Annotated in this window: 20 protein-coding genes; 9 read left to right on the forward strand and 11 right to left on the reverse strand. The window is 68.4% G+C overall.

Annotated elements, in window-relative coordinates:
• Positions 1-346: 346 nt before the first annotated feature.
• Both dnaE and J7J50_RS17135 read left to right on the forward strand, forming a co-directional pair.
• Entirely contained in the window at positions 347-3,952 is a 3,606-nt protein-coding gene (gene dnaE, locus J7J50_RS17130) for a DNA polymerase III subunit alpha (protein ID WP_215056013.1), read from the forward strand.
• A gap of 160 nt (positions 3,953-4,112) precedes the next feature.
• On the forward strand, positions 4,113-5,072 hold the full coding sequence (locus J7J50_RS17135; RefSeq protein ID WP_215056014.1) for an acetyl-CoA carboxylase carboxyltransferase subunit alpha: 960 nt from the start codon (positions 4,113-4,115) through the stop codon (positions 5,070-5,072).
• 121 nt (positions 5,073-5,193) lie between these two features.
• On the opposite strand, the gene J7J50_RS17140 is transcribed toward J7J50_RS17135, so the two are convergent.
• Positions 5,194-6,258, reverse strand: a complete 1,065-nt coding sequence (locus J7J50_RS17140; RefSeq protein ID WP_343222533.1) for an NADH:flavin oxidoreductase/NADH oxidase — start codon at positions 6,256-6,258, stop codon at positions 5,194-5,196.
• A 107-nt stretch (positions 6,259-6,365) separates the two neighbouring features.
• Here J7J50_RS17140 and tilS point away from each other — a divergent pair, with 107 nt between their 5' ends.
• The 3 genes from tilS (at position 6,366) to ispA (ending at position 9,028) form a co-directional block, all read left to right on the forward strand.
• Positions 6,366-7,667: a tRNA lysidine(34) synthetase TilS gene (gene tilS / locus J7J50_RS17145; RefSeq protein ID WP_215056015.1), complete on the forward strand. Its 1,302-nt coding sequence runs from the start codon at positions 6,366-6,368 to the stop codon at positions 7,665-7,667.
• Between the two features lie 132 nt (positions 7,668-7,799).
• Positions 7,800-8,075, forward strand: a complete 276-nt coding sequence (locus J7J50_RS17150; RefSeq protein ID WP_057943566.1) for an exodeoxyribonuclease VII small subunit — start codon at positions 7,800-7,802, stop codon at positions 8,073-8,075.
• 71 nt (positions 8,076-8,146) lie between these two features.
• Positions 8,147-9,028: a (2E,6E)-farnesyl diphosphate synthase gene (ispA, locus tag J7J50_RS17155; RefSeq protein ID WP_215056016.1), complete on the forward strand. Its 882-nt coding sequence runs from the start codon at positions 8,147-8,149 to the stop codon at positions 9,026-9,028.
• Between the two features lie 81 nt (positions 9,029-9,109).
• Here ispA and J7J50_RS17160 read toward each other — a convergent pair whose 3' ends face one another.
• The 4 genes from J7J50_RS17160 to pmbA form a co-directional block, all read right to left on the reverse strand.
• Positions 9,110-9,457, reverse strand: a complete 348-nt coding sequence (locus tag J7J50_RS17160) for a DUF4870 domain-containing protein (RefSeq protein ID WP_251044587.1) — start codon at positions 9,455-9,457, stop codon at positions 9,110-9,112.
• A gap of 297 nt (positions 9,458-9,754) precedes the next feature.
• On the reverse strand, positions 9,755-10,894 hold the full coding sequence (locus J7J50_RS17165; protein WP_251044586.1) for a DUF1501 domain-containing protein: 1,140 nt from the start codon (positions 10,892-10,894) through the stop codon (positions 9,755-9,757).
• 1 nt (position 10,895) lies between these two features.
• Positions 10,896-12,446: a DUF1800 domain-containing protein gene (locus J7J50_RS17170; RefSeq protein WP_215056017.1), complete on the reverse strand. Its 1,551-nt coding sequence runs from the start codon at positions 12,444-12,446 to the stop codon at positions 10,896-10,898.
• Between the two features lie 167 nt (positions 12,447-12,613).
• Positions 12,614-13,963, reverse strand: coding sequence for a metalloprotease PmbA (gene pmbA, locus J7J50_RS17175; RefSeq protein WP_215056051.1), 1,350 nt, complete (start codon positions 13,961-13,963; stop codon positions 12,614-12,616).
• A 118-nt stretch (positions 13,964-14,081) separates the two neighbouring features.
• Between pmbA and yjgA the strand changes: the two genes are divergently transcribed.
• On the forward strand, positions 14,082-14,660 hold the full coding sequence (gene yjgA / locus J7J50_RS17180; RefSeq protein WP_215056018.1) for a ribosome biogenesis factor YjgA: 579 nt from the start codon (positions 14,082-14,084) through the stop codon (positions 14,658-14,660).
• Between the two features lie 232 nt (positions 14,661-14,892).
• Here yjgA and tldD read toward each other — a convergent pair whose 3' ends face one another.
• The 4 genes from tldD to J7J50_RS17200 form a co-directional block, all read right to left on the reverse strand.
• Positions 14,893-16,335, reverse strand: a complete 1,443-nt coding sequence (gene tldD / locus J7J50_RS17185; RefSeq protein WP_215056019.1) for a metalloprotease TldD — start codon at positions 16,333-16,335, stop codon at positions 14,893-14,895.
• Between the two features lie 373 nt (positions 16,336-16,708).
• Positions 16,709-20,833, reverse strand: a complete 4,125-nt coding sequence (locus J7J50_RS17190) for a YhdP family protein (RefSeq protein ID WP_215056020.1) — start codon at positions 20,831-20,833, stop codon at positions 16,709-16,711.
• A 114-nt stretch (positions 20,834-20,947) separates the two neighbouring features.
• Positions 20,948-22,435: a ribonuclease G gene (gene rng / locus J7J50_RS17195; RefSeq protein WP_215056021.1), complete on the reverse strand. Its 1,488-nt coding sequence runs from the start codon at positions 22,433-22,435 to the stop codon at positions 20,948-20,950.
• 170 nt (positions 22,436-22,605) lie between these two features.
• The gene (locus J7J50_RS17200) at positions 22,606-23,175 is read right to left on the reverse strand and encodes a Maf family protein (protein WP_215056022.1); all 570 of its coding nucleotides are present in this window, start codon (positions 23,173-23,175) and stop codon (positions 22,606-22,608) included.
• Positions 23,176-23,300: 125 nt separating this feature from the next.
• Between J7J50_RS17200 and J7J50_RS17205 the strand changes: the two genes are divergently transcribed.
• From J7J50_RS17205 to J7J50_RS17215, 3 genes are all read left to right on the forward strand, one after another.
• Positions 23,301-24,083, forward strand: coding sequence for an SIMPL domain-containing protein (locus J7J50_RS17205; RefSeq protein ID WP_215056023.1), 783 nt, complete (start codon positions 23,301-23,303; stop codon positions 24,081-24,083).
• The gene (locus J7J50_RS17210) at positions 24,080-24,274 is read left to right on the forward strand and encodes a hypothetical protein (RefSeq protein ID WP_215056024.1); all 195 of its coding nucleotides are present in this window, start codon (positions 24,080-24,082) and stop codon (positions 24,272-24,274) included. The genes J7J50_RS17205 and J7J50_RS17210 overlap by 4 nt, the downstream gene beginning before the upstream one ends.
• A 134-nt stretch (positions 24,275-24,408) precedes the next feature.
• Positions 24,409-25,419, forward strand: a complete 1,011-nt coding sequence (locus tag J7J50_RS17215; RefSeq protein WP_215097521.1) for an energy transducer TonB — start codon at positions 24,409-24,411, stop codon at positions 25,417-25,419.
• A gap of 84 nt (positions 25,420-25,503) precedes the next feature.
• Here J7J50_RS17215 and rlmH read toward each other — a convergent pair whose 3' ends face one another.
• Together rlmH and J7J50_RS17225 are read right to left on the reverse strand one after the other, a co-directional pair.
• Positions 25,504-25,974, reverse strand: coding sequence for a 23S rRNA (pseudouridine(1915)-N(3))-methyltransferase RlmH (rlmH, locus tag J7J50_RS17220; protein ID WP_215056026.1), 471 nt, complete (start codon positions 25,972-25,974; stop codon positions 25,504-25,506).
• Between the two features lie 143 nt (positions 25,975-26,117).
• A complete protein-coding gene (locus J7J50_RS17225) occupies positions 26,118-26,414 on the reverse strand; it encodes a hypothetical protein (protein ID WP_215056027.1) in 297 nt (98 codons plus the stop codon).
• Positions 26,415-26,557 lie beyond the last annotated feature (143 nt).

Raw genomic sequence — 26,557 nt, forward strand, 5'->3', positions numbered from 1 at the left:
TTGGGGGTGAAGCAAATCCCCCCTGCCCCCCTTTTTCAAAGGGGGGAACAGCCAAGGCATGGGCTGAACCAAGTACGTTGATTCGCCCCCTTTGAAAAAGGGGGCCAGCGCCCGGCGCGACCACATCAACCCACGACAGCCCAAAGCGCGGGGGATTTGCCCCGCCGCCTCCCCACAACACCACTCGCCAGTTTTCGCGATTCACCCAATTCGCCCCGCAACCCCCAATCCGATCCTGTCAAGGCTTGCCCCCGGCCGCCGGGCTGATACCCTGCAAGGCGGCTCGCACGCCGCCAGCCGACCTACGGCTTGAGTCTCCATCGGCAGGGCCGCAGAACCGGTACGCATGTCCGCTCCATTCGTTCATCTCCACTTGCACAGCGAGTACTCGCTGGCCGACTCGACGATCCGCATCGGCGATCTGGTCAAACGTTGCGTCGCGCTCGGCCAGCCGGCCGTCGCGCTGACCGACGTCGACAACATGTTCGCCGCTGTGAAGTTCTACAAAGCCTGCGAAGGCGCCGGCATCAAGCCGATCATCGGCGCCGACGTGCATCTGGCCGACGGCAACGAAACCGCTTCGCGCCTGACCCTGCTGTGCCGCGATCGCGGCGGCTACCTGAGCCTGTCGCGCCTGCTCAGCCGCGCCTGGATGGAAGGCCACCGCACCGAAGGCGTGGTGCTGCGTCCGGAATGGCTGCGCGAGGACAACGAAGGCCTGTTCGCGCTGGCCGGCCGCCACAGCCTCGCCGGCCGCCTGGCCGCGAGCAACCGCGACGAACTCGCCCACGCCTGGCTGGTCGATTGGCAGGGCGTGTTCGGCGATCGCCTGCACCTGGAGCTGACCCGCTCGCAGCGCGACGGCGAGGAAGCCTTCAACGCCTTCGCCCTGCACGCCGCCAGCAAACGCGGCCTGCCGGTCATCGCCAGCAACGACGCGCGCTTCATCGACGCGGAAGGCTATGAGGCGCACGAAGCGCGCGTGTGCATCGCCTCCGGCCGCGTGCTCGACGATCCCAAGCGCCCGCGCGACTACAGCGCCGAGCAGTTCCTCAAGTCCAGCGAGGAAATGCGCGAACTGTTCGCCGACGTGCCCGACGCGATCGACAACGCGCTGGCCCTGGCCAAACGCTGCAACGTCGAACTCAAACTCGGCGAATACGCGCTGCCGGATTTCCCGGTACCCGACGATCACACCATCGAGTCCTGGCTGCGCGCGCAATCGCGCGAAGGCCTGATCAAGCGCCTGGAGAAGAATCCGATCGCGCCGGGCAAGACCCGGCAGATTTACGACGAGCGCCTGGAAATCGAGCTGGACGTCATCATCAAGATGGGGTTCCCCGGTTACTTCCTGATCGTCGCGGACTTCATCAACTGGGCCAAGGACCACGACATCCCGGTCGGTCCGGGCCGCGGTTCGGGCGCCGGTTCGCTGGTGGCCTGGGCGCTGGGCATCACCGATCTCGATCCGCTGCCCTACGACTTGCTGTTCGAGCGATTCCTCAATCCCGAACGCGTGTCGATGCCCGACTTCGACATCGACTTCTGCATGGACCGCCGCGACGAAGTCATCGACTACGTCGCGCGCAAGTACGGCCGCGACCGCGTCAGCCAGATCATCACCTACGGCACCATGGCGGCGAAGGCGGTGGTGCGCGACGCCGGTCGCGTGCTCGGCCATCCGTACGGCTTCGTCGATGGCATCGCCAAGCTGATTCCGAACACGCTCGGCATTTCGCTCGACGATGCGCTGGGCGAATCGGAAGCGGCGGCGAAGAACCAGGAACTGGCCTCGGCCGATCTGATCGCGCGCTATCGCAGCGAAGACGACGTGCGCGATCTGCTGGACCTGGCGCGCGAACTCGAAGACCTGACCCGCAACGCCGGCAAGCACGCCGGCGGCGTGGTGATCGCGCCGAGCCCGCTGTCGGACTTCTGCCCGCTGTTCGCCGAACACGACGGCGAGGGCCGCGGCAAGAGCCCGGTCACCCAGTTCGACAAGGACGACGTGGAAGCCGTCGGCCTGGTCAAGTTCGACTTCCTCGGCCTGCGCACGCTCACGATCATCGATTGGGCGGTCAAGGCGATCAACAAGCGCTTGGCGAAGCAAGCCGCGGGACTCGGGACTCGGGACTCGGGACTCGAAAAGCCCGCTGTTGCCGTCGGCGAGTCCCGAGTCCCGAGTCCCGAGTCCCGCCCCACTCACCTCGACATCACCGCGCTGCCGCTCGACGACAAGGAAACCTACGAGCTGTTCGCCCGCGGCGACACCGTCGCGGTGTTCCAGTTCGAATCGCGCGGCATGCGCGAGTTGCTCAAGCGCGCCAAGCCCGACACCTTCGAAGACATCATCGCGCTGGCCGCCTTGTTCCGTCCCGGCCCGCTGGGCTCGGGGATGGACAAGGACTGGGTCGATCGCAAGCACGGCAACGCCGAAGTCACCTATCCGCACGACAGCCTGGAACCGGTGCTGGGGCCGACCTACGGCGTCATCGTCTACCAGGAACAGGTGATGCAGATCGCCCAGGTCCTGGCCGGCTACTCGCTCGGCGGCGCGGACATGCTGCGCCGCGCGATGGGCAAGAAGAAACCGGAGGAAATGGCGAAGGAGCGCGCCAAGTTCGAAGCCGGTTGCGCCGAGCGCAATATTCCGGCCAAGCAGGCCAGCCCGATCTTCGACTTGATGGAGAAGTTCGCCGAGTACGGCTTCAACAAGTCGCACTCCGCCGCGTATGCGCTGGTCGCGTACCAGACCGGCTGGCTGAAGCGTCACTACCCGGCCGAATTCATGTCCGCGACCTGTTCGTCGGACATGGACAACACCGAAAAGGTCGTGAACTTCCTCGACGAAGCGCGGGTCATGGGCCTCACCGTCCTGCCGCCGCACGTCAACGAATCGGACTATATGTTCGAAGCGATCGACGCCACCACGATCCGCTACGGCATCGGCGCGGTGAAGGGCGTCGGCCGCGGCGTGTGCGAGGCGATCGTGGAAGCGCGCCGCGCCGGCCCGTTCTGCGACCTGCTGGATTTCTGCAAGCGCGTGGACACCGGCAAGCTCAATCGCCGCGCGCTGGAAGCCTTGGCCCATGCCGGCGCGCTCGACGGCCTGGGCCGCAACCGCGCCAGCTTGATGCTGCAGCTGCCGGAAGTGCTCAAGGCCACCGACCAGTTGGCCAAGGAACGCGCCGCGGGTCAGGTCTCGCTGTTCGGCGGTTTCGAAGCCGCCACGCCGGCATTGCACCTGGACCTGCCCGAAGCCAACGAATGGCCGCTGAGCCAGATCCTGCACGGCGAGCGCGAAACCCTCGGCCACTATCTCAGCGGCCATCCCTTCGATCCGTACCGCGACGAGTTGCGCAGCCTGGTCGGCAACGACCTGGGCGAGCTGGAAACGATCTGGGAAAAACGCCCGGAAAGCGCGCGCAGTGGCTGGCGTCCGGAATTGGACATCATCATCGCCGGGCAAGTCGTCGGCTTCCGCAAGAAGGGCGACAGCCAGATGTTCGTGCAGATCGAGGACGGCCGCGGCCGCCTGGAGTGCGCGTTCTTCTCCGAGACCTACAGCGAGTTCGCCTCGATGCTGGCGCGCGACCGCTTGCTGGTGATCCAGGGCGGCCTGCGCGAGGACGCCTTCAGCGGCGGCTTCGCCCTGCGCGCGGCGCGCTGCTGGGATTACGCCCAGGTCTGCGCCAAGCACGCGCAGCGCCTGGCCCTGCGTCTGGACCTGCGCGTGCCCGGCACCTGGCAACGCGTGGACGCGCTGCTAGCCAAGCAGCGCCCCGGCCCGACCCCGATCCGCCTGGATCTGCTGCGCCAGGGCGCGGCCGGCATGCTCGACCTCAACGGCCCGCAATCGGTGCGCGTGGATGCCGATCTGGTCGGCATCCTGCGCTCGCAGCCCGGCGTGACGGCGGTCAAGTTGAGCCTGTCCAAGCCCTGGGCGAATTAGGAGCAGGAAAGAGTGGAGAGGAGTGAGGAGTGAGTAAAAGCCTGCTCCTACTCGTTCCTCACTCCTCTCCACTGTTTCCTCGCCTCCCGCTCCCATCCGTCTCGGTACGGTCCGGCCCACTGGGCTAGACTGTCCTTTGACCAAGGCCCACGGCCCCCGAATGAATCCGAACTACCTCGACTTCGAGCAGCCCATCGCCGACCTGGAAGCCAAAATCCAGGAACTGCGACACGCCAGCAGCGGCCCGGCGGTCGATATCGACGCCGAAATCCATGCCCTGCAGGACAAGCTGCGGCTGCGCACGGCGCAGATCTTCCGCGACCTGTCGTCCTGGCAGATTTCCCAACTCGCCCGCCATCCGGCGCGGCCGTACACGCTCGATTACATCCGGGTGATGTGCGACGAATTCCAGGAACTGGCCGGCGACCGCGCCTTCGCCAACGACAGCGCCATCGTCGGCGGCCTGGGCCGCATCGCCGGGCGCAGCGTGGTTATCGTCGGCCACCAGAAGGGCCGCGACACCAAGAGCAAGATCAAGCGCAACTTCGGCATGCCGCGTCCGGAGGGCTACCGCAAGGCGCTGCGCCTGATGAAGCTGGCCGAGCGCTTCAAGCTACCGCTGCTGACCTTCATCGACACTGCCGGCGCCTGGCCGGGCATCGACGCCGAAGAGCGCGGCCAGTCCGAAGCCATCGCGCGCAATCTGCTGGAAATGGCCGAACTCAAGATTCCGGTGATCTGCACCGTGATCGGCGAAGGCGGCTCCGGCGGCGCCCTGGCGATCGGCGTCGGCGATCGCACGCTGATGCTCGAATACAGCACCTACTCGGTGATCACGCCCGAAGGTTGCGCCTCGATCCTGTGGAAGACCGCGGAAAAAGCCAAGGACGCGGCCGAACAGCTCGGCCTGACCGCCAAGCGCCTGCACGAGTTGGGCCTGATCGACAAGATCGTGCGCGAACCCATCGGCGGCGCCCATCGCAATCCCAAGCAGATGGCCACGCGTTTGAAGGCGGTGTTGATCAACGAGATCGACGCGCTGGAAAACGTGCCGGCCGATGAACTGCTGCAGCGGCGCTATGAGCGCTTGCGCGGGTACGGCGCGTACGAGGCGGCGTGAGCGGCGCGGCGAACTGAGCCGAAAGCATCGGGCCTGAAGGCCCTCCCACAAAAGACTTCGTACTGTCGGCCGCTGTTGTGGGAGGGCCTTCAGGCCCGATGCTTTCGTTACAGCCGCGGTCTCAGCCCCAAGCCCGCTGATACTGCTCCGGCACATGCGTCGCCGCGCCCAGCTCGCGCGCCGCGCGATGCGGGAAGTACGGATCGCGCAACAACTCGCGCGCCAGCAGCACCACGTCGGCTTCGCCGTCTACGACGATCTTCTCGGCCTGCCGCGCCTGCGTGATCAATCCGACCGCGCCGGTGGCGATGCCGGCTTCGCGGCGGATGCGCGCGGAGAACGGCACCTGATAACCGGGTTCGTTCGGAATCCGTGCATGCGGCACCAGGCCGCCGCTGGAGACGTCGATCAGATCGACGCCGAGGTCTTTCACGATCCGCGCCAGCTCCACGCTCTGTTCGATATCCCAACCGCCCTCGGCCCAATCGGTCGCGGAAATGCGCAGCCACAGCGGTAGGCGCTCGGGCCACACCTCGCGCACCGCGGCCAGCACCTCGCGCAACAGGCGCGTGCGGTTTTCGAAACTGCCGCCGTAGCGATCGGTGCGCTGGTTCGACAGCGGCGACAGGAACTGATGCAGCAGATAACCGTGCGCGCCGTGGATCTCGACCAGTTGGAAGCACGAGTCCAGCGCGCGCTGCGCCGCGGCGGCGAAATCGTCGATCACGGTGCGGATTTCGATCGGCTGCAATTCGCGCGGTTCCGGCGCGCCTTCGCGGAACGCCAGCGGCGACGGCGCGACCGTGGTCCAACCGCCCTCCTCCACCGACACCGCGTTGCCGCCGAGCCACGGCGGCTCGACGCTGGCTTTGCGCCCGGCATGGCCGAGCTGCACGCCGACCACCGCTTCGCGCGAGCGCAGGAAGCAGGTAATGCGATGCCAGGCCTCGGCCTGCGCGCCGTTCCATAAGCCGGTATCTGCGGCGGAAATGCGCCCCTCCGGCGACACCGCGCTGGCTTCGGTCATGACCAGACCCGCGCCGCCGACCGCGCGGCTGCCCAGATGGACCAGATGCCAGTTGTTCGGCAGGCCATCGGCCGCCGAGTACTGGCACATGGGCGAAACCACCAGACGGTTGCGCAAGCTCAGGGATCGTTGCGAAAGCGGAGCGAAAAGCCGGGACACGGGGGAATCTCTGCATGGATGACTGCGAACCAAGGTAGTGGCGGCCTCGCGCGGTTGCAGCATCACGCATGGGTTGCTGCGTCCCGCGACCGTGGCACCATGCCCGCATGTCCGTATCAAACGCCGATGCGATCGCCCTCGCCCTGGCTCACGCGCCGGATGCGCCGCTGTGCGTGGCCTACAGCGGCGGCCTGGATTCGACCGTGCTGCTGCATGCGCTGGCGGCGCACGCGCGTGCGCGCGGCCAGCGCGTGCGCGCCTGGCATGTCCATCACGGCCTGCATCCGAACGCCGACGATTGGGCGCGGCATTGCCAGGAAATCTGCGGCCGCGACGGCCTGGAACTGACCGTTTCGCGGGTATCGGTTGCGCGCGACGACGGCGACGGCCCGGAGGCCGCGGCGCGCCGCGCCCGTCATGCCGCGTTCGAGGCCGGACTGGGCGAAGGCGAAGTCCTGGCGCTGGCGCATCATCGCGACGATCAGGCCGAAACCTTGTTGCTGCGCCTGCTGCGCGGCTCCGGCCCGGACGGTCTGGCGGCGATGCGGCCCTGGCGCGATTGCGGCCGCGGCCGCTTGTGGCGGCCGCTGCTGGCGTTGCCGCGCGACGCCTTGCAGGCCTACGCGCAAGCGCACGGCCTGCGCTGGATCGACGACCCCAGCAACCAGGAACACCGCTACGACCGCAACTTCCTGCGCCACCGCGTATTGCCGCTGCTGCGCGAACGCTGGCCGCGGGCCGACGCCGCTTTCGCCCTATCGGCCCAGCTCAACGGCGAAGCCGCGCGCTTGCTCCACAGTGAAGACGCGCAAGCCCTGGCCCAGGTGCGCAGCCTGGACCCGCAGGCCTTGTCGCGCTCGGCCTTGCTCGCCCTGCCCGCGGCGCGGCGCGCGCGGGTGCTGCGGCGCTGGATCGCGACGCTCGGGCTGCCGCCGCTGCCGGCGCAGGGCGTAATGCGGATCGAAACCGATCTGCTGCCCGCGCGTGCCGACGCCGAAGCCGAATTCGCCTGGCAAGGCACAAGCATCCGCGCCTGGCGCGATCTGCTGCACGCGCAACCTCAGCGCCCGGCCTGGCCCGAGAACTGGAACCAAACCTGGGACGGCCGCGCGCCGCTGCGGCTGCCCTGCGGCGGCGAATGGCGGCTGGAAAACGCGCAAGCCTTCGACAGTCCGTGCCTGGCGCATGCGCGCCGCGGCGGCGAACGCATCGCCCTGCCCGGCCGCGCCCATCGGCATGCGCTCAAGAACCTGTTGCAGGAACTGGGCGTGCCGCCGTGGGAACGCGCGCGCCTGCCGTTGCTGTCGTCGCCGCAGGGCGAACTGCTGGCGGTCGGCGATCTGGTCTATTCGGCGTCGATGGATGCGTGGCTGCGCGAACGCGCGGCGCGACTGCACTGGAGCGGCTGAGCGCGGTGGCGCTGCGAATGCCGCCGCGATCGGCAATGCGGCCACGGCCTGGAACCTGACCGCGACCGATTGTCGCAGCCATCGCGGCGAACGCGCATTGACCCCGCCCCGTCCCCGCCGCACACTTCTCACATGGCCCGTAAATCCACCACAGACGCCTCGCCGGTCGCAGATTTCGAGCAGTCCCTGGACGCGCTCGAACAACTGGTCGAGAAAATGGAGCACGGCGAAATGAGCCTGGAAGACTCGCTCGCCGCCTACGAACGCGGGGTCGGGCTCTACCGCCGCTGCCAGAGCGCGCTGGAGCAAGCCGAACTGCGCGTGCGCCTGCTTACCGATCCGCAGGAACCGGCCAGCGCCGAGCCCTTCGGCAATGCCGGCCCGCCGGGCAGCGAAGTCGATGCCTGACACGCCCGCGACCGGCCGCTGACATCATGGCCGTTCCCGCTCCGACCGGCTCACCAAGGCCCGATTTCTCCATGCTCGACGGCATCCTGAGCGAATGGCGCCAACGCGCCGACGCCGCACTCGCACGCGCCCTGCCTCCGACCGACGAGCAACCGCGGCGTCTGCACCAGGCCATGGGCCATGCGGTGCTGCTCGGCGGCAAGCGCATGCGGCCGCTGCTGGTCTACGCCAGCGGCGCCTTGTTCGAAGTCGCCCCGCTGGTGCTCGACGCGCCGGCGGCGGCGGTCGAATTCATCCACGCCTATTCGCTGGTCCACGACGATCTGCCGGCGATGGACGACGACGCGCTGCGCCGCGGCCAGCCGACCGTGCACGTGGCCTTCGACGAAGCCACCGCGATCCTCGCCGGCGACGCGTTGCAGTCGCTGGCTTTCGGCGTGCTCGCCGACACCCAGGTCGCCGACGCGATCCGGGTCGATCTGCTGCGCACCCTGGCCCAGGCCGCGGGCGTGGCCGGCATGTGCGGCGGCCAGGCGCTCGACATCGACGCCACCGGCGCCGGCGTGCGCCTGGACCTGGCGGCGCTGGAACGGCTGCATTCGCTCAAGACCGGCGCGCTGATCCGCGCTTCGGTGCGCCTGGGCGCGCTGTGCGGCGGCGCCGACACCGCCGCGCTGGACGCGCTGGATCGCTACGCGCGCGCGCTCGGGCTGGCGTTCCAGGTGCGCGACGACATTCTCGATATCGAAGGCGACAGCCAGACCCTGGGCAAGACCGCCGGCAAGGACATCGCCCAGGACAAATCGACCTTCCCCGCGTTGATCGGCGTGGAGGCGTCGCGCGCGCGCCTGGACGAGCTCGCGCAGGCGATGCGCGATGCGCTGGAGCCGTTCGGCGAGCGCGCGAACGCGCTGCAGGCGCTGGGCCGGCTGGCGATCGAACGCGATCGCTGAGGCGGTCGCCGGCGCGCAAATCGCGGATATGAAAAAAGCGGGCCGAAGCCCGCTTTTTTCTTTCTTACCGCGATGCGCGTCTTACTTGACCAGACGCAGCGTCCACGGATAACGGTATTCCTCGCCCTTGTTGGCGGCGAGCGCGGCCATGATGGTCAGCACCAGCCATGCCAGGCCGACCAGCGGCAACAGCACCAGACCGATCAGCACGAAGGTCAGCAGGAAGCTGACGATGCCGGCGATCAGCGCGGTGATGTTGAAGTTCAGCGCTTCTTTGCCTTGGTCGGCGACGAAGGGCATGGTGTCCTTCTTGATCAGCCATACCACCAGCGGGCCCAGGACGGTGCCGAAGGGAATGATCAAACCGACCAGCGTGCTCAGATGAGCCAGCATGCCCCAAGTCTTTTCGTCCTGACTGATATCGTTCATTACGCTTCCCCTACGTGTTGGATGGTGTCGGTTGAGGTTCCGTGCCGCACGGCCCGGCGCCCCTTGCGGGCATCATAAACCTTTATTCATCACAGAATAACAACGCAGTGGCGCAAGTTTTCCGGCCCTTTGTCCACGTAGGAAGGGCGCAAATGCGGCCGTGCGCGGCCGCATGGATCGCGGGATAAGCGCTGGTTTGCGAGCCCGGTCGCGCCGAGCGTATCCGCGGCCCGGCGAATCGCTGCCGAACCGCGCGCATTCGCGCCAGTCAGCGCTGCGATCCGGCCAGAGCCGCGCTCAGGCCAGGCTTACGCCCTGCATCGCCGCGACCGCGCGGCTGCCGGGGAACACCTTCGATTCGATCGCCGCATCCGCCAGCCCCACGTGTTCGACCAACACGCGCTTGAACAAGCCGCGCAGATCGCTGGTGGCGCGCACGTCGCGGCCTTCGTTGAGCTGCGCCGGCGCCAGTCCCGGCCAGTCGCCGCCGATGCGGCCGCCGTGCACGGCGCCGCCGCACAGCAGGGCGACGCCGCCGGTGCCGTGGTCGGTGCCGCCACTGCCGTTGATCGCCGCGGTGCGGCCGAATTCGGTCACCACCGCCACCACCGTGCGCGGCCACGCCGCGCCGAACGCGTCGCGCGCGTTGGCCAGGCCTTGATCGAGTTCGGCGAGCTTGCGCTGCAACAGCGCCGCCTGATTGCGGTGCGTGTCCCAGCCGCTGTCCTCGACGAAGCCGATGCGCGGGCCGTCGGCCGCGCTCATGCGCTGCGCGGCCACGCGCATCGCCTCGGGCAGCGCGAACGCGCCCTTGCCGTCGCGCAGCATCGTCGCGCCGTGGATGGAGCGCTCGAAGGTTTCGCTGAGCCGCGCATCGGCGGCGTACAGCGGACCCAACTGCTGCAGCAACAGCGGATCGACTTTCTTCGACAACGGCGGCGACCAGTTGCTGGCGCGATCGCTGCCGCGCAGGGCCAGCGGCATCACCGCCGCGATCGCGATGGCCGAGTTGCCGGGCATCGCGCCGACGCAGCGGCCGAGCCAGCCGTCGCGCGCGCCGCTGGGCGTGGCGGTGCCGTTCTCCAGGCAATCCTGCGCTTCGAAATGCGAGCGCTGACGATACGGCGGCGCGATCGCCACGATCGGCAGCAATTGTTTTTCGCGGTACATCGCCGCGCTTTGCTGCATCGCCGGATGCAGGCCGAACTGGCTGTCGATGCGGATCGGATCGGCGATGGCGCCGTCGCCGCGCAAGGCGGCGTAGGCTGGATCGCCGATCGCCGGCAGCATGTGCAGGCCGTCGAGCCCGCCGCGCAGCAGCACCAACAGGAAACGCGTGTCGTGCCCGGTGACCGCGCGGGTCGTGCCGGGGAACAGGGTCAGCAGCGCGCTCGCGCCGAACGCCGCCAGCAGGCTACGTCGTTGAGCGTCGATCATCTCAAGCCCTCCATTGGAACGCCGGGCTGGCGAACAGCAGCGAATAGCCGTCGCTGGCCGAGCCGGCGCGGCGCAGGCCGATGGCGAAATCGCCGCTCACCGCCTCGCTGCCCAGCACCGATACCGCGCGCTGATACGGGGTGATGCCGTTCGTCGCATCCACGCGCGCGGCGAACAACTGCGCGGCCTGGATGCGCTTGAACAAGCCGTCCGGACTGCTCCAGTCGGCGGTGGTGTCGGGGAAACCGGCCGGCGAGCGCGGCGTGAACACCGGCTGGCCGAGGCTGGCGAGCAGCGCGATCAAGGCGCGCGCATCGTCGTCCACCGGCAGTTCGCCGGCGCGCAGCGCCGAGATCACGAAATCGTTCGGCGTCTTGAACTTGCGCGCGTCCGGCGCCCACGCCAGCTGACTTTCGACCAGGGCGGTATAGAGCGCGCGCAAATCGCCGCCGCTGCGCAGGTAGGCCTTGGCCATGGCATCGACCAGCGCCGGCGGCGGTTCGTCGGCGACGAAATGACGCGCCAGCTTGAAGCTCAAATGCTTGGCGGTGGCCGGATGCCGGGCCAGATCGGCCAATACCGCGCGGCCCTGATCGAGCCCGCCTTCGGCGTAGTCGCGGCCCAGCACGCGACGCGCGCCGGGCTCGTGCGCGTTGGCGCGGAACACGAACGGATTGTCGATGTCGGTATCGCGCGGCGCCGGCGTGCTCCAGCCGGTGATCGCGCGCGCCAGTTCGGTCACGTCGGCCTGCTTGTAACCGCCGTTGACGCCCAGGGTGTGCAGTTCCAGGATTTCTCGGGCGAGGTTTTCGTTGAGCCCGCGCTTGGGCTTGTTGGCGCGTTCGGCGTTCATCGCCACGCGCGAGTCGTTGCCGATGGACACCGCGTTGTCGAGGTAACGCAGCATCGCCGGATGGGTTTCCACCGCGAACAGCATGTCCTCGAAGCGCCCGGTCACGTGCGGGCGGATCGCTTCGCGCTCCATCGACGCGGCGTACAGGCGCGCATTGGACTTGTCGATGGAGACCGCGAAATGGTTCGACCAGAACTGGGTCAGGCGCTCGACGAACGGCGCCTGGGTGCGCGCGGCGTGGCGATAGCGCGCGGCGAATTCGTTGAGCTGTTGCCTGCGCAGATCGCGCAGCATGGCCTGGCCGGGATTGTCGGCGTCGCTGGCGGCGGCGTTCGGCTTATTGTCGCCGGGCATCGTCGCGGCGGCCGCATTGGCGCGGCGACGGCGCGGCGGCGCGGCGGACAGGTTCGGCGCGGCCATGTCGCCGGCCGCCATATCGGCGGCGGCGGCCTGCGCGGCGGATGCCGGCGGCGGCGTTGCCGGCGCGGCATCGCGGCGGTTCTCGCGATTGATCCGCTGTTGTTCGAACTCGCTGCGCATCGTCGCGGCGCTGCCGGGCAGGCCTTCGAATTCGCTCAGCGACGCGGGTTGCTGCAGTTGTGCGAGCAGCACCTCGCGCCCGTCGCTGCCGCGATCGATCTCGCCGGGACGCGCGCCGAGTCCGAAACGATTGGCGGCAGTGGCCTTGCTTGCGCTCATCGGGCTCTCCGGGGGCAGTGGGAAGATACCCTCGGAAACGGACGTGCACTTTGCGGGTTGACAACAAACGGCGCCCGTTCAGGCGCCGATGTCGTGTTTCGAGAAATCGAACGGAAATTCGATGGCGCAGGTTCATGATCGAACCGCGCCGGCCGTTCATGCCGCGATCAATCGTCCGCGCTGTCGCCGGCCACGGTCATGCGCCCGACCAGGATCGAACCGGTGCGCACATGCGAGCGCAAATCCACGTCGGTGCCGACCGCTTCGATCGCCTCGAACATCTTGCGCAGGTTGCCGGCGATGGTGATGCCGTCCACCGGGTACTGGATTTCGCCGTTATCGACCCAGAAACCGGCCGCGCCGCGCGAATAGTCGCCGGTGACGCTGTTGACGCCCTGCCCCATCAGCTCGGTGACCAGCAGGCCGCGGCCCATCTGCCGCAGCATCGACTCGAAATCGCCGGCATTGGCCGCGACTTGCAGGTTGTGCACGCCGCCGGCGTTGGCGGTGCTCTGCAGGCCGAGCTTGCGCGCCGAGTAACTGCCCAGCACGTAGCGCTGCAGCACGCCGGCGTCGATCAGCGCCGATTCGCGCGTGGCCACGCCTTCGGCGTCGTAGGAAGTCGAACGCAGGCCGCGATGCAGGAACGGCTGTTCCTCGATGCGGAACCACGACGGGAACAACTGCGTGCCGACGCTATCGACCAGGAAGCTCGCGCGCCGGTACAGCGCGCCGCCGCTGACCGCGCCGAGCAGATGGCCGATCAGCGAACGCGCGCTCTCGGCGGCGAACAGCACCGGGTATTCGCCGGTGTTGAGCTGGCGCGGCGCCAGCCGCGCGACCGTGCGTTCGGCCGATTTGCGACCGACGCTCGCGGCCGATTCCAGTTCGTCCGCGATCAGCGCCGAGGTGTACCAGCCGTCGCGCTGCATGCTGTCGCCGCGGCCGGCGATCAGCGCGCAGCCCAGGCTGTGCTGGGTGCCGCGATCGCGGCCGATGAAGCCGTGCGAATTGGCATACACGCCCAGGCTGGCGCCGGTGCCGACCGAGGCGCCGTCGGAATTCTCGATGCGCGCGTCGAACTCGCGCCCGGCCGCTTCGCAGGCCAAGGCCAGCTCGATGGCGCGGTCGGCGTCGATATGCCACGGGTGCCAGGTGTCGAATTCGCGCAGATCCGTCGCCATCAGCGCCGCGTCGGCCAGGCCGGCGGCGCTGTCGTCCTCGGTGTAGCGGGCGATCGCGCAGGCCTGCTCGACCGTGGCTTCCAGGCTGCTGTCGCGCAGGTCGGCGGTGCTGGCGCTGCCCTTGCGCTGGCCGAAATACACGGTCACGGCGATGCCGCGGTCGCGGGTGGCTTCGACGGTTTCGACCTCGCCCATGCGCACGTTGACGTTGAGGCCGGTCTCTTCCGAGCACGAGACCTCGGCCTGGGTCGCGCCGCGCGCGCGCGCGGCCGCGAGCAGACGCTGCGACAGGTCCGACAGCGCGTCCAGGCGCGCTTCGGGGTCGGCGAAGATATGGGCCGGAGCGGCCTGGCTGAGGGCTGACGCGTTCAATGGCTTATCCTAGTCATGGGCCGCGCTGCGGGCGCGGCCGTCGTAATGTTCAGTTTGCAGGCTATAGAGGTGTTTTGCGATGCGCGGCAGAGACGAGGAAACCGGTGAATTCCTGAGCCCCAGCCGGAGCCAGAACCGGCGCGAAGCGCTGGAAACCCTGGCCCTGGGCGAAAAACTGGTGTCGCTGACCGAGGCCCAGCTGGCCAAGCTGCCGGTGCCCGAAGCCCTGCTGCCGCACATCCGCGATTGCAAGCGCATCACCGCCCACGTCGCGCACAAGCGCCAGTTGGCGTTCCTGGCCAAGCAGATGCGCCGCGAGGACGATGCGGCGATGGACGCGCTGCGCGATGCGCTCGACGAAAACGGCGAAGCCGCGCGGCGCGAAATCGCCGCGATGCACCGGATCGAGCAATGGCGCGAGCGCCTGCTCATCGACGGCGACAGCGCGCTGGCCGAGCTGCTGAGCGAATACCCCGGCGCCGACCGCCAGCGCCTGCGCCAACTGGCGCGCAACACGCTGGAAGAGCGCAAGCGCAACAAGCCGCCGCATTCGTTCCGCGAGTTGTATCGCGAGTTGCGCACGGTGATGTTGGGGGCTAATGAGGCGGATGACGGCGTGGAAGACAACGACGAATTCAGCGGCGACGAACGAGATTGATCTTCGATCGCTGCGTGTAGCCCCTCTCCCGCTTGCGGGGTGAGCGCACGCAGCTTGCGAGCCACTGGCTCGCGTGTGCGCGAACGCCCAAACGCCATGCGTTTGGGCCGGGCCGGGGTTGGGGTGAGGGAGCGCAAGATCGCGCCGTAGCTCGATGCTCCGCGCGCCCTCATCCGGCCCTGCGGGCCACCTTCTCCCGCAGGCGGGAGAAGGGAAAAGCGGAGGCCACGCATCACGCGCTGGTGCCGCCCACCGTCAACCCGTCGATCAACAGCGAAGGCTGGCCCACGCCGACCGGGACGCTCTGCCCGTCCTTGCCGCACACGCCCACGCCTTCGTCCAACGCCAGGTCGTGGCCGATCATGCTGACCTTCTGCATGGTCTCCGGGCCGTTGCCGATCAAGGTCGCGCCCTTCACCGGCGCGGTGATCTTGCCGTCTTCGATCAGATACGCCTCGGTCGCCGAGAACACGTACTTGCCGCTGGTGATATCGACCTGGCCGCCGCCGAAATTGACCGCGTACAAGCCCTTTTTCACCGAGCGGATCATCTCTTCCGGGTCATGCGTGCCGGCCAGCATGTAGGTGTTGGTCATTCGCGGCATCGGCAGATGGGCAAAGGATTCGCGGCGGCCGTTGCCGGTCGGCTGCATGCCCATCAGACGCGCGTTGAGGGTGTCCTGCATGTAACCGACCAGCACGCCGTCTTCGATCAGCGTGGTGCAGTTCGTCGGCGTGCCTTCGTCGTCGACGTTGAGCGAGCCGCGGCGGCCTTCCAACGTGCCGTCATCGACGATGGTCACGCCCTTGGAAGCCACGCGCTGACCCATGCGGCCGGCGTAGACCGAGGTGCTCTTACGGTTGAAATCGCCTTCCAGGCCGTGCCCGACCGCTTCGTGCAACAACACGCCGGGCCAGCCGGAACCCAGCACCACCGGCATCACCCCGGCCGGCGCGTCGATCGCGTCCAGATTCACCAGCGCCTGGCGCAGCGCTTCGCGCGCGAGCCGCTCGGGCTTGTCGCCGCCTAGCAGCTCGGCGTAGCTGTAGCGTCCGCCGCCGCCGGAATAACCGCTTTCGCGGCGGCCGTTATGCTCGACGATCACCTGCACGTTCAAGCGCACCAGCGGGCGCACGTCGGCGGCGAGCACGCCGTCGCTGCGCGCGACCAGCACGGTGTCGATGCCGCCGCTGAGGCTGACCATGACCTGCTTGACCCGCGGATCGGCCGCGCGCAGCAGCTTGTCGATCTTGCGCAGCGCCTCGACCTTGGTTTCGTTCGCCAGCGAATCGATCGGATCGTCGCTGGGATACAGCGAACGGCCGCCGCCGCGCACCAGCGAACGCGCCTGTTGCGCGTTGCCGTCGCGGGCGATGGCGCGCGCCGACTTGGCCGCGCCGAGCAAGGCCTCGCTGTTGATTTCGTCGGAATAGGCGAAGCCGGTTTTCTCGCCGCTGATCGCGCGCACGCCGACGCCCTGCTCGATCGAATGCGAACCGTCCTTGACGATGCCGTCTTCCACGCTCCAGCTCTCGCGGCGCGAATGCTGGAAATACAGATCGCCGAAATCGATGCCCGGCCCGAGCAGGGTGCCGAAGCTGCGCTCCAGGCCGCTGGCGTCGAGCCCGGCGGGCAGGAGGAGGCGGGATTCGGCGATCTGGATCGGTAGGGTCATGACGGAACCGTGGTGGCGTGGAATGGGCATCTTAGGCGGCCGGGCCGCCGCTGTATCGGACCGCGGACGCAGCCCGGGCGGCGCGGCACCGGCATGCACCCAAGATGGTGGCGCCGCGGCGGCCGATCAATGGGGCCGGGCTAGCGCAATCCAGCCCCGGGCGCGGCGGATGGTCGCGATCCGAGCGCGGGTTCGGCGAAGTTTCGCGCGCGGCGCGGGTTCGATGCGGTTTCCTGCGCACCCGGTCGGGGCTGAAAGCCCCTCCCACGAAGAACATCGCGGCACCGGCAACGTTTGCGCGACGGGCTTTCAACCCCGACCGGCGAAGCGCCGCCACCGCCAATCGGCGAAAGAACCGACGCCGAACGACGGCTCAGCCCTCCGGCGGCGACGCCTTCTGCGTCAGCCGCGTCTGCTCGCGCGTGACCACTTCGACCTTGGGTTCCTTCCACGGCCCGGTGACCCGGTAGGTCTTGGACGCCAGACTGCCCAGCGGCTTTTGCAGCACCGCGTTCGCCGCCGCGCCGATCGCCGCGCCGATCGGGCCGGCGGCCAGCGCGCCGACCGCGGTCAGCACGTTGGCGGCCTTGGGCCGCACTTCGATGGTCTGGTCGTAGCTCTGCGCGCGAAGGTCGGTGGCGCCGCGGATGGCGATGTTGGCGGCCGGGCCGTCGATCACCAGATCGTCGCTGCGCGCGCTGCCGTTGCCGAAGCGCACGTTGCCGCCGATGCGGTCGAAGGCGAAGCCCTTCGAGAACAGGTCGCGGAAATCCAGAGTCAGGCGCCGCGGCAACTGGGCCACGCTGAGCAGGCCCAGCACGCGACCGGCGCCGGGATCGATTTCGATCAGGCGGCCGTCGCGCACGTCCAGGTTCAAATTGCCTTCCAGCGATCCGAGCGCGAACCCGGCCGGACTGCCGGGCCAGCCGGCGTCGAGCTTGGCCTTGGCCTTGCCGCCGCCGATCTGCCCGCCGAAACCGAAAGCGCCGATCAGGCCGCCGACATCGGCGCTGTCGAGGGCGACGCTCAGATGCGTGCGCGCCGCCGCGCCGCGTCCGGTCCAGTCGCCGCTGATGTCGATCGACTGCTTGTTGCCGCGGGTATTGAATTGATCGATGCGCATGCCCGCCGGGGTCGGCCGGGTGCGCAGGCTGGCGCTGCCGAGGACGGCGTCGCCGATGCGCAGATCGGCGATGTCCAGGGTCAGGCCGGGAATCTTCGCCGGGTCCATGCCCGCGTCGGGCACCGGCTTGGCCGCGGCCTGCGCGGTGTTGGCGGCGACCGCGGTGCTCGCGTTGACGCCGTTGGCGCCGGGATTGACCGGGGCGTTGGTCGCCGCGGCGTTGCTGTCGGAGCGCCAATGCAGGCGCGCGAACTTGCCGGCGATGGCGCCGCCGTCGCTGCCCGGGACCATCAGCGCGCCTTCCAGCGCCGCGCCCTCGGCGCGCACCGCGGTGGCGCCGCGCGCGGCCGGGGCGACGATCACGCGCGTGTTCGGAAATACCGCGCCGAGCAATTGCAGGCGCTGCGCGGTGACATCGATGCGTTGCAAGGCCACGCCTTCGCCGGAACCGTCGCCGTGCGCGATCGCGATCCAGTCGATCGCCTCCAGCGCATTGGCGCGGCCGGTGGCGATCAGTCCGCTGGCCGGCGGCACTTCATCGACCCGGTTGCTGCCCAGCACCACGCGCACGCCGGTCTTGCCGTTGGTGGTGCGCGCGCGCAGCGCGAGCGTGTTGCCGAGCGCGACCCGCACATCGCCGCTGCCCAACGGCAAGGGCGTATCGATCGTGGTCGCCAGCGGCACGCCGGCGGCCTTGTCCAGCGGCGGCGGCAACGTCATCGCGGTGCCGATCAGATTGGATTGCAGATGCAGGACGGTCGGGGTCGAATTGGACGCGACCGGTTTCGGCGGCGCACCTGGCGCGCCGACCGTACTGACGTGCGCGGACTTGGGAATCGAAATGCCCACCGTCCACAGCGAGCGTCCGTCCAGATACGACTTCAGCCAGGCCAATTCGTCCGGGCCGCGCGCGATCAATTCGTCGGCGCCGGAAATCACGTCGAGCCCGGCTTCGAACACGTTGCCGCGATCGCGCACGAAGTTCTCGCCGGCGCGCAGCGACAACTTGCCCGGCGCGCCTTCGTGCAGCACCGCCAGATCCTCCGCGCGGAAACCGCCGCGGCCGTATTCGGCGCGGCCGCGCACTTGTTCGAAGGCGAGCTTCCAGCGCGGGTCGGCGAGTTTCGCGTTGTTCAGATCGACCGTACCGGTGACCTCGGTCTGCGCATTCGGATGCAGCGGCAGGCGCATGTCGAAGCCGACCGTCGCCGCGCCGCTGACGCGCAGATTGTCGAGCGTGTCGGCCTGATCCTTGTGCAGCGGGCTTTGCTTGAGCAAGCTCAGCAGTTGGTTGGCATCGGAGGTCGCATCGGCCTTGACGCTGAGCGAGCCGTCCTTGTAGTGATCGATGCCGGCCTGGATCTTGCGGATGCCGACGCCGGCGATCTTGCCGGTGCCTTCCACGTTGAAACCGTCGGCGACGAAGCTCACGTCCGCGTCCAGCGCTTCCACCGCCGGCCATTCGGGCTGGAACTTCACCACCGCCCCGCTCAGGTGCGCGCTGGCCTGGAACAGGCCGTTGTTGCGGTTGAATGGCCACTCGTCGAGATCGCCGGAGACCACCGCGTGGGCGTTGTCGAGCCGGCCGGCGACCAAGGCGGTGTCGAGCCAGTTCAACAATCGCGGCGACATCTGGCTGCGAATCCAGAAGCCTTTCGCCACCGGTATCTGGGTCGCGTCGAGATCGGCGGCGATGTCGATCCTGGGCCGCGAGCCGTCGCCCTGCCACCACATGCCGCCGCGCGCGCTGACGCCGAAATCCTGGCCCTTGATGCGCAGCGCCGTGGTGCCCATGCGCAAGCCCGCGCCTTCGCGCCAGCCGCCGACCCGGCCCTTGAGCGCAACCGTGTGGACCACGCCGAAACCGCTCGGCCAGTCGAAGCGCATCGGCGCGTTTTCGTCGAGATCGACGGTGAAACCGTCGAGGTCGGCCTGCAGGGTTCCGGCCAGGCCGCTCAGTCCCGGCGAACGGCCGACCGCGTCGAAGCCGAGCGCGTCGATCCGCGCGCTGGCGAACATCGGCCCGTTGCGGCGGCCGTTGACCGCGATCGAACTGAGCGACACGCGCGGCTTGGCGGTTTCGAACCAATGGCGCAGGCGTTCGGGCAAGGCGTCGCTGAGCGCGGCGACCGCGATCAGCGGGCCGGCGTCGATGCGGTCGGCGCGCAGCGCGTAGTGCTCGCCGCCGGCTACGGCCAGGCCATCGAGCGTCTGCACGTTCTGGCCGCTGCCGATGCGCAGGGTGGGTGCGTCCAGGCGCCAGCCGGTGTTGGTCAGGCGCCAGTGCGACAGGGTTTCGACGTGTTCGAATTCGATTCGCGCGGGGGGAGTTGGGGTGAGCGTTTCGGGTGTTGGGGACGCGGCTATCGGAGCGGAAGGCATCGGGCCTGAAGGCCCTCCCACAAGAGCAGGCCCTCCCACAAGAGCAGGCCCTCCCACAGTTGCGGGGCCTCCCACAACAGCGGGGCCTCCTACAGCGGCGGGGCTTCCGGCAACAGTGGTGGCGAGAGACGGCACCATGCGCTCGGCGCGCAGTCCTACGCGGTCGAGCGCGGCGGACACCGTCACGCCGGCGACGCGATGCCCGCGCAGATCGGCCCAGGCCTGGGCGCGGCCTTGTCCGGATTCGATGCGGATGCCGGCCACTTTCAGCAGCGGCGACCAGCCGGACAGATCGGCGCGGGTGGCGCCGGCGTAGACGCGGCCGTCGCCGCGCTTGCGATCGAAATCCAGGACCGCGTCGAGCGGCGTGGACGGCGCGCCGGCGACGCCGACGCTCGGCCATGCGCGCATGCCCGCGCGCACGCGGTCGCCGTCCACGCGCAGGCGCAGATCGATCTTGGGAACGCGCGCGTCGATGCCCAGGGTCGGCGCGATCACCGCGAGCTTGCCGTCGATCACCTGCAGTTCGCCCAGCCCTTCCAGCGCCGACAGCGGATCGCGTTGCGCGGGCTGCTCCTGTCCGGGCAGGCCGCGCACTTTCCAGCGGCCGTCGTCGGCGCGTTCCAAGGTCAGGTCCAGGCCCTTGAGCCGCAACTCGGAGAACGACTGCCCCGGCAGCAGGCCGGCATACACCGACACCAGCATTTCCGCATCGCCGATGGTGAACGCCTGCGCGCCCTCGCCGATTCGCAATCCGTCCAGACGCAGCAGCGGGCCGCGTCGGGTCCACTGGGTTTCGACCTTGTCGAACGCGACCGGCCGCCCGGCGCGCTGGCTGAGCCAGGCCGCGACTTGCTCGGGATGGCTTTCGGCCAACGGCAGCACCTGGCTGGCCGCGGCCAACAGCAACGCCACCAGCACGAGCACGACCGCGGCGCCATAGAAGGCGCCACGACGGGCCATGCGCAGGCGGCGGCGCAGCGGGGTGGGCATCAGCGCTGCGCTCCGCTTTTTGCCGGGAATCGGGAATGGGGAATCGGGAATCGGCAAATCAAGGGCCGGGCTTCGCTTTTACGATTCCCGATTCCCCATTCCCGATTCCCGGCGTCAGAGCAACACAACATCGAACTGCTCCTGCGCATACTGATCGTCAGCCTGGAAACGGATCGACTTGCCGAGGAATTCCTCCAGCTCGGCCACCGCCGCCGACTCCTCGTCGGTGATGCGCGCGACCACTTTCGGCGAGGCGATCACCAACAGCCGCGCCGCGTCGAACTGGCGCACCTGCCGCACGATGTCGCGGAAGATTTCGTACGTCACCGTCTCCGGCGTCTTCAAGGTGCCGCGCCCGCCGCATTCGTGGCAGGCCTCGCTGAGCTGGCGCTCCAGGCTCTCGGTGGTGCGCTTGCGGGTCATCTCGACCAGGCCCAGCGGCGAGAATTCGTAGACCGTGGTCTTGGCGTGGTCGCGCGTGAGCGCCTTCTCCAACTGCCGCAGCACCTGACGGCGGTGCTCCACATCGGTCATGTCGATGAAGTCGATGATGATGATCCCGCCCAGGTTGCGCAGCCGCAGCTGCCGGGCGACCGATTGCGCCGCCTCCAGATTGGTGCGGTAAACGGTTTCCTCCAGATTGCGTTGACCCAGGAAAGAACCGGTGTTGACGTCGATGGTGGTCATCGCTTCGGTCTGGTCGATGACCAGATAGCCGCCAGACTTGAGCGGGACTTCCTTCTCCAGCGCGCGCTGTATCTCGTCCTCGACCCCGTACAGATCGAAGATCGGCCGCGCGCCGGTGTAGTGCTCGATCTTCTCCGCGAGGCCGGGCATGTACTGCGCGGCGAAGCTGCGCAGGCGCTCGCAGGTTTCGCGCGAATCGACCTTGACCTTCTCCACGTCGCGGCGGATCAGGTCGCGCACCGCGCGCAGCGGCAGGCTCAGGTCTTCGTAGACCCGCTCGCCGATCTTCGAACTGCCGGATTTTTCCGCGATCAGCGCCCAGGCCCGGCTCAGATAACCGATGTCTTCCGCCAGCGCTTCCTCCGGCTGGCCCTCGGCGTTGGTGCGCACGATGTAGCCGTGGTTGTCGCCGGCCGGCGCCAGGGTGGTCACCAGCGATTTGAGCCGCGCGCGTTCGCCCTCGTCCTCGATCCGCGCCGACACCCCGACCACGCGCGTGCGCGGCAGCAGCACCAGATAACGCGAGGGGATGCTCAGCTGGGTGGTCAGGCGCGCGCCCTTGCTGCCGATCGGGTCCTTGACGACCTGGACCACGATTTCCTGGCCTTCGCGCAGCAACTCGGCGATCGGCCGGGTCGGCGTCGGCGGCAGCGGCGCTTCGTCGCCCTCGCCTTCGTTGCTCTGGTTGGGCTTGACGATATCGGCCGCGTGCAGGAACGCGGCGCGCTCCAGGCCGATCTCGACGAACGCCGCCTGCATGCCGGGCATGACCCGCTGCACCCGGCCCTTGTAGATGTTGCCGACCACGCCGCGGCGCCAGCCGCGTTCGATGTGCAGCTCCTGCAGCATGCCGTTTTCGACGACGGCGACGCGGGTTTCGCGCGGAGTAACGTTGACCAGGATTTCTTCAGTCATGAGGCGGCGCGGATCCCAATGCGGTGATACGGGGCGGTGATACGGGACGACGATAGCGAGCAGTAAACGCCCGCTCGGGTGAAGCGCAAGTGCTGCGGTAATGGAAAGCGGCGCGGCAGCTTAAGTTCAACGCTGTCGGAATGATGCATGCGCGCTCCCCGGCGCGCGATTCACACGTCCAGGCCGAATTCGCGCAGCAGGCGCGCGGTCTCGTGCAGCGGCAAGCCCATGACCCCGGAGTAACTGCCGTCCAGGCGGCTGACGAACACCTGCGCATAGCCCTGGATGGCGTAGGCGCCGGCCTTGCCCATCGGCTCGCCGGTGGCGACGTAGCGCTCGATGGCGGCGTCGTCGAGCTCGGCGAAACCGACCTGCGAGATCGACACCGCCTGCGCCTCGCGCGAAGGCGATACCAGCGACACCGCGGAAATCACCTGGTGGGTGCGGCCGGAGAGCTTGCGCAACATGGCCGCGGCGTCCGCGGCGTCGCGCGGCTTGCCGAAAACCTCGTCGTCCAGCACCACTTCGGTGTCCGAACCCAGCACCAGCGCCGAGGGATTGGCGACCACCTTGAGCAGGCCGGCGCCGGCCTTCTCGCGGGCGACGCGGCGCACGTACTCCAGCGCCGGCTCGCCGGGCTGGCGGTGTTCGGGCAGGTCGAGATCGATGAGGCCGAATTCCAGGCCGAGACGGCCGAGCAATTCGCGTCGCCGCGGCGACTGAGAGGCTAGATAGAGCATGCGCGAAAGCATAACCCGCGCTGACTGAGCGCCAGCCGACGCCGTCCGGCGCAAACCCCGCACCGAATCACGGTTCGTTAACCGGTTCAGCAAGACCCTAGCCCTCGTCCATCAAGGAGTTCCACATGACCCGGTTGTCGTCCTCGTCCACGCCCCTGTCCTTCGCCCGTCTTTCGTTGCGCCCGCTGGCGCTCGCCGCCGTTCTCGCCTTCGGAGCCGCAACCGCCATGACCGCTTCCGCCCAGCCCGCTTCCTACGTCGCCACCGACGGCACCCTGCTGTCGGTCTCGGCCACCTCCGAAGCCAAGCGCATCCCGAACATCGCCACCGTGTCCACCGGCGTGGTCACCCAGGCCGCCGACGCCAACGCCGCCATGCGCGCCAACGCCGACCAGATGGCCAAGGTCGTGGCCGCGATCAAGGCCGCCGGCATCGCCGAGCGCGACATCCAGACCAGCGGCATCAGCCTCAACCCGCAGTACCGCTACGCCGAGAACCAGCCGCCGGTGATCACCGGCTATCAGGCCAGCAACAACGTCAACATCGTGGTGCGCGACATTTCCAAGGTCGGCAAGATCCTCGACTCGCTGGTCGCCACCGGCGCCAACCAGATCAACGGCCCGACCTTCGACCTCGACGACAAGGACAAGGACGCCGCGTTCGACGAAGCCCGCCGCGGCGCGATCGAAAAAGCCCAGGCCCGCGCCGAGTTGTACGCCAAGACCCTCGGCATGAAGGTGCGCCGCATCGTCAGCGTCAGCGAAGGCGGCCGCTTCGCGCCGCCGATGCCGATGCCGATGATGGCCATGCGCATGGAGAAGGCCGGCGCGGCGTCCGACACCTCGGTCTCGCCGGGCGAAAACTCGCTGTCGATGAGCCTGGACGTGGTCTTCGAACTGGGTAAGTGAGCATGGCCGGCCCCGACAAGACCGCGCCGCCGGCGCCCGATCCGCGGCCGCGACGCAATCCCGGCTACCCCGAGCCGCAGCCGCGCGACCCGGACGACGCGCGTCAGCCGCATCCGCGCAAGCCGCCCAATCCGGACGACGGCGGCCTGGAGCGCAAGCCCGGGGCGGATCAGGACCCGGCCGGGGATTGAGTCGGCGGCGGCACCTGTAGGCACACGAGGCCCGCGCAAGCGGGCCTCGTTTCGTTTGGTCCGCGCGCGCTGGGGCTCAGCGTCGCCGCCATCGCCTATCGGACAGAATCGGCAAAGTTTCCGAAGAAACCGCGATGCTTTGCGCCAATACGCAAGTGGCCAAGCGCATGACCGCCTGGCGTCCGTTGTTATTCGTTCAGCGATTCGACACTTGCCGATGGCGCCTCGCCGCCGCGCCTGCGATCGGCGATCCCGGGAAAACCCCGGCGAAAAACCGCGACGCCGCCTTCGAAGCGCTCATCGCGATAGCGCTTCGCCCCGCGCGCCCACCCACCAAAGTCGTAAACGAGAACCGCTTGCATTACCCGCCCGCGCCAGCGCATTTTTGTGACGCGGCTCCGTCTTCAGTTTCAACCCCGTTGGCGGAACCCGGCCGTTGTCTGAGTTGTGTAGACAATCCAAGGAGGCAGCACATGGTTCGCGCGATCCCTTCTCACCACGCCCGTCAGCCGCTGGACGGAACCCGTATCGCGGCCAATGCCGGCGCGATCTTGTTCAACGGCGCGATGCTTCTGCTGATGCTGGCACCGCTGAGCGCCCCCAGTCTGATCATGCCGAAGACCGACGATCCGACGGAATTCATCCCCATTCCGAGGACAGCCCCCCCGGTGATCATCACCCATGATCCGCCGCCGAAAGACGAGCCGGTGAAGATCACCCACGCCCCGACTCCACGCACCCAGACGGTGCAACCGCAGCCGGAGATGATCGTCGAGAACACCACGCCGAGCGATATCGACACACGTGTGGCAGTGGCCACTCCGACGATTGAAACGCCGCCATCCAACGTCGGCAACGAAGTCTTGACCGGCGCCACCCTGCAAAGCCTCAAAAATCCGCCTCCGTCCTACCCGCCCGACGCCGTGCGCGGCAACCTCACCGGTGTGGTCGAACTGGAAATCCTGGTCGGCATCGACGGCAAGCCGATCGACGTCAGCATCGTGCGCAGCAGCGGCCATCGCATCCTCGATCAGGCCGCGGTCCGGGTGGTCAAGTCGCGCTGGACCTTCCAGCCGGCGATGAGCAACGGCCAGCCCGTGCAGGCACGCGGCCGCGTGCCGATCGAGTTCAAGCTCGACCAGTAGTCGCTTCGACATCGCGCAGAACCGAAAAGCTCGGGCTCAGGCCCGGGCTTTTTCATCGCCGCGCGAAAACGCGCAAGCGGCCGATCAGGCCCGGTGATACGGATGATTGGCCAACAGCGCCGCGGCCCGATACAACTGCTCGGCCGCGACCAATCGCACCAGCATGTGCGGCAAGGTCAGCGGCCCCAGCGACCATTGTTCGTCCGCGCGCGCCAGCACTTCGGGCGCGTGGCCTTCCGGGCCGCCGATCAGGAACGCCAGATCGCGTCCCTGACCGCGCCAATGCTCCAGGCGCTGCGCCAATTGCTCCGACGTCCACAAACGCCCGCGTCCTTCCAGCGCGACCACGCAGGCCGTCTTCGGCAAGGCCGCAAGCACGCGCGCGCCTTCGTCCTGAGTCGCGCGCACCGCGTCGCGGCCTTTGCCGCGCAGCCCCGGCTCGATTTCTACCAACTCCAGCGGCAGCCAATGCGACAGCCGCTTCTGGTATTCGCCGAAGCCCTCCGCGACCCAGCGCGGCGCGCGTTCGCCGACGGCGATGAGTTTGCTTTTCATGCGCCCATGGTAGCCAAGCCGTCGGGATCGCGCCGCCGACCGCGATGGACCGGCATCCGGCCGCGCAAGAAAAAGGCCCGACGAATGCCGGGCCCTTTGCTTCGCGAATCCGCGCCGGAACGAGCCGGCCGGCTACGCCGTCCTCAGCGCCGCGGCCTGAAGATCAGCGCGACCAGCGCCGAAACGATCGCCGGTGAAAAAGCCAGCGCCGCGGCGTAGGCCATCAAGCGCGCCCATGAGTCCGCGGCCGAAATCGCCAGATGCACCACCCAAGCGGCCTCCAATCCGCCGACCGCGACGATCAGCCAGCGCGCGATACCCAACGCGGCGGCCCATCGGGGCAAGGGACGAAACCGGTGCCAGACCAGCAGCAAGGCCCCCAGCACGCACAGGCCCTGCACCGATAAAAAGACGTAACCCAAGCTATTGTCGCCGACCACGCCTGTCTCCTTGAACGCGTGGCGGGCATCGCGAAGTGTCGTTGCGACACCTCACGGCGGATCTTCCCAAACTCCAAGGAAGATCGCCCGATGCCCGCGGCCGCCGTCATCCGCGACGGCGCGCGGTTACTTCATGCCCGCCT

The organism is Lysobacter sp. ISL-50, from assembly GCF_018612875.1.
GTDB lineage: Bacteria > Pseudomonadota > Gammaproteobacteria > Xanthomonadales > Xanthomonadaceae > Lysobacter.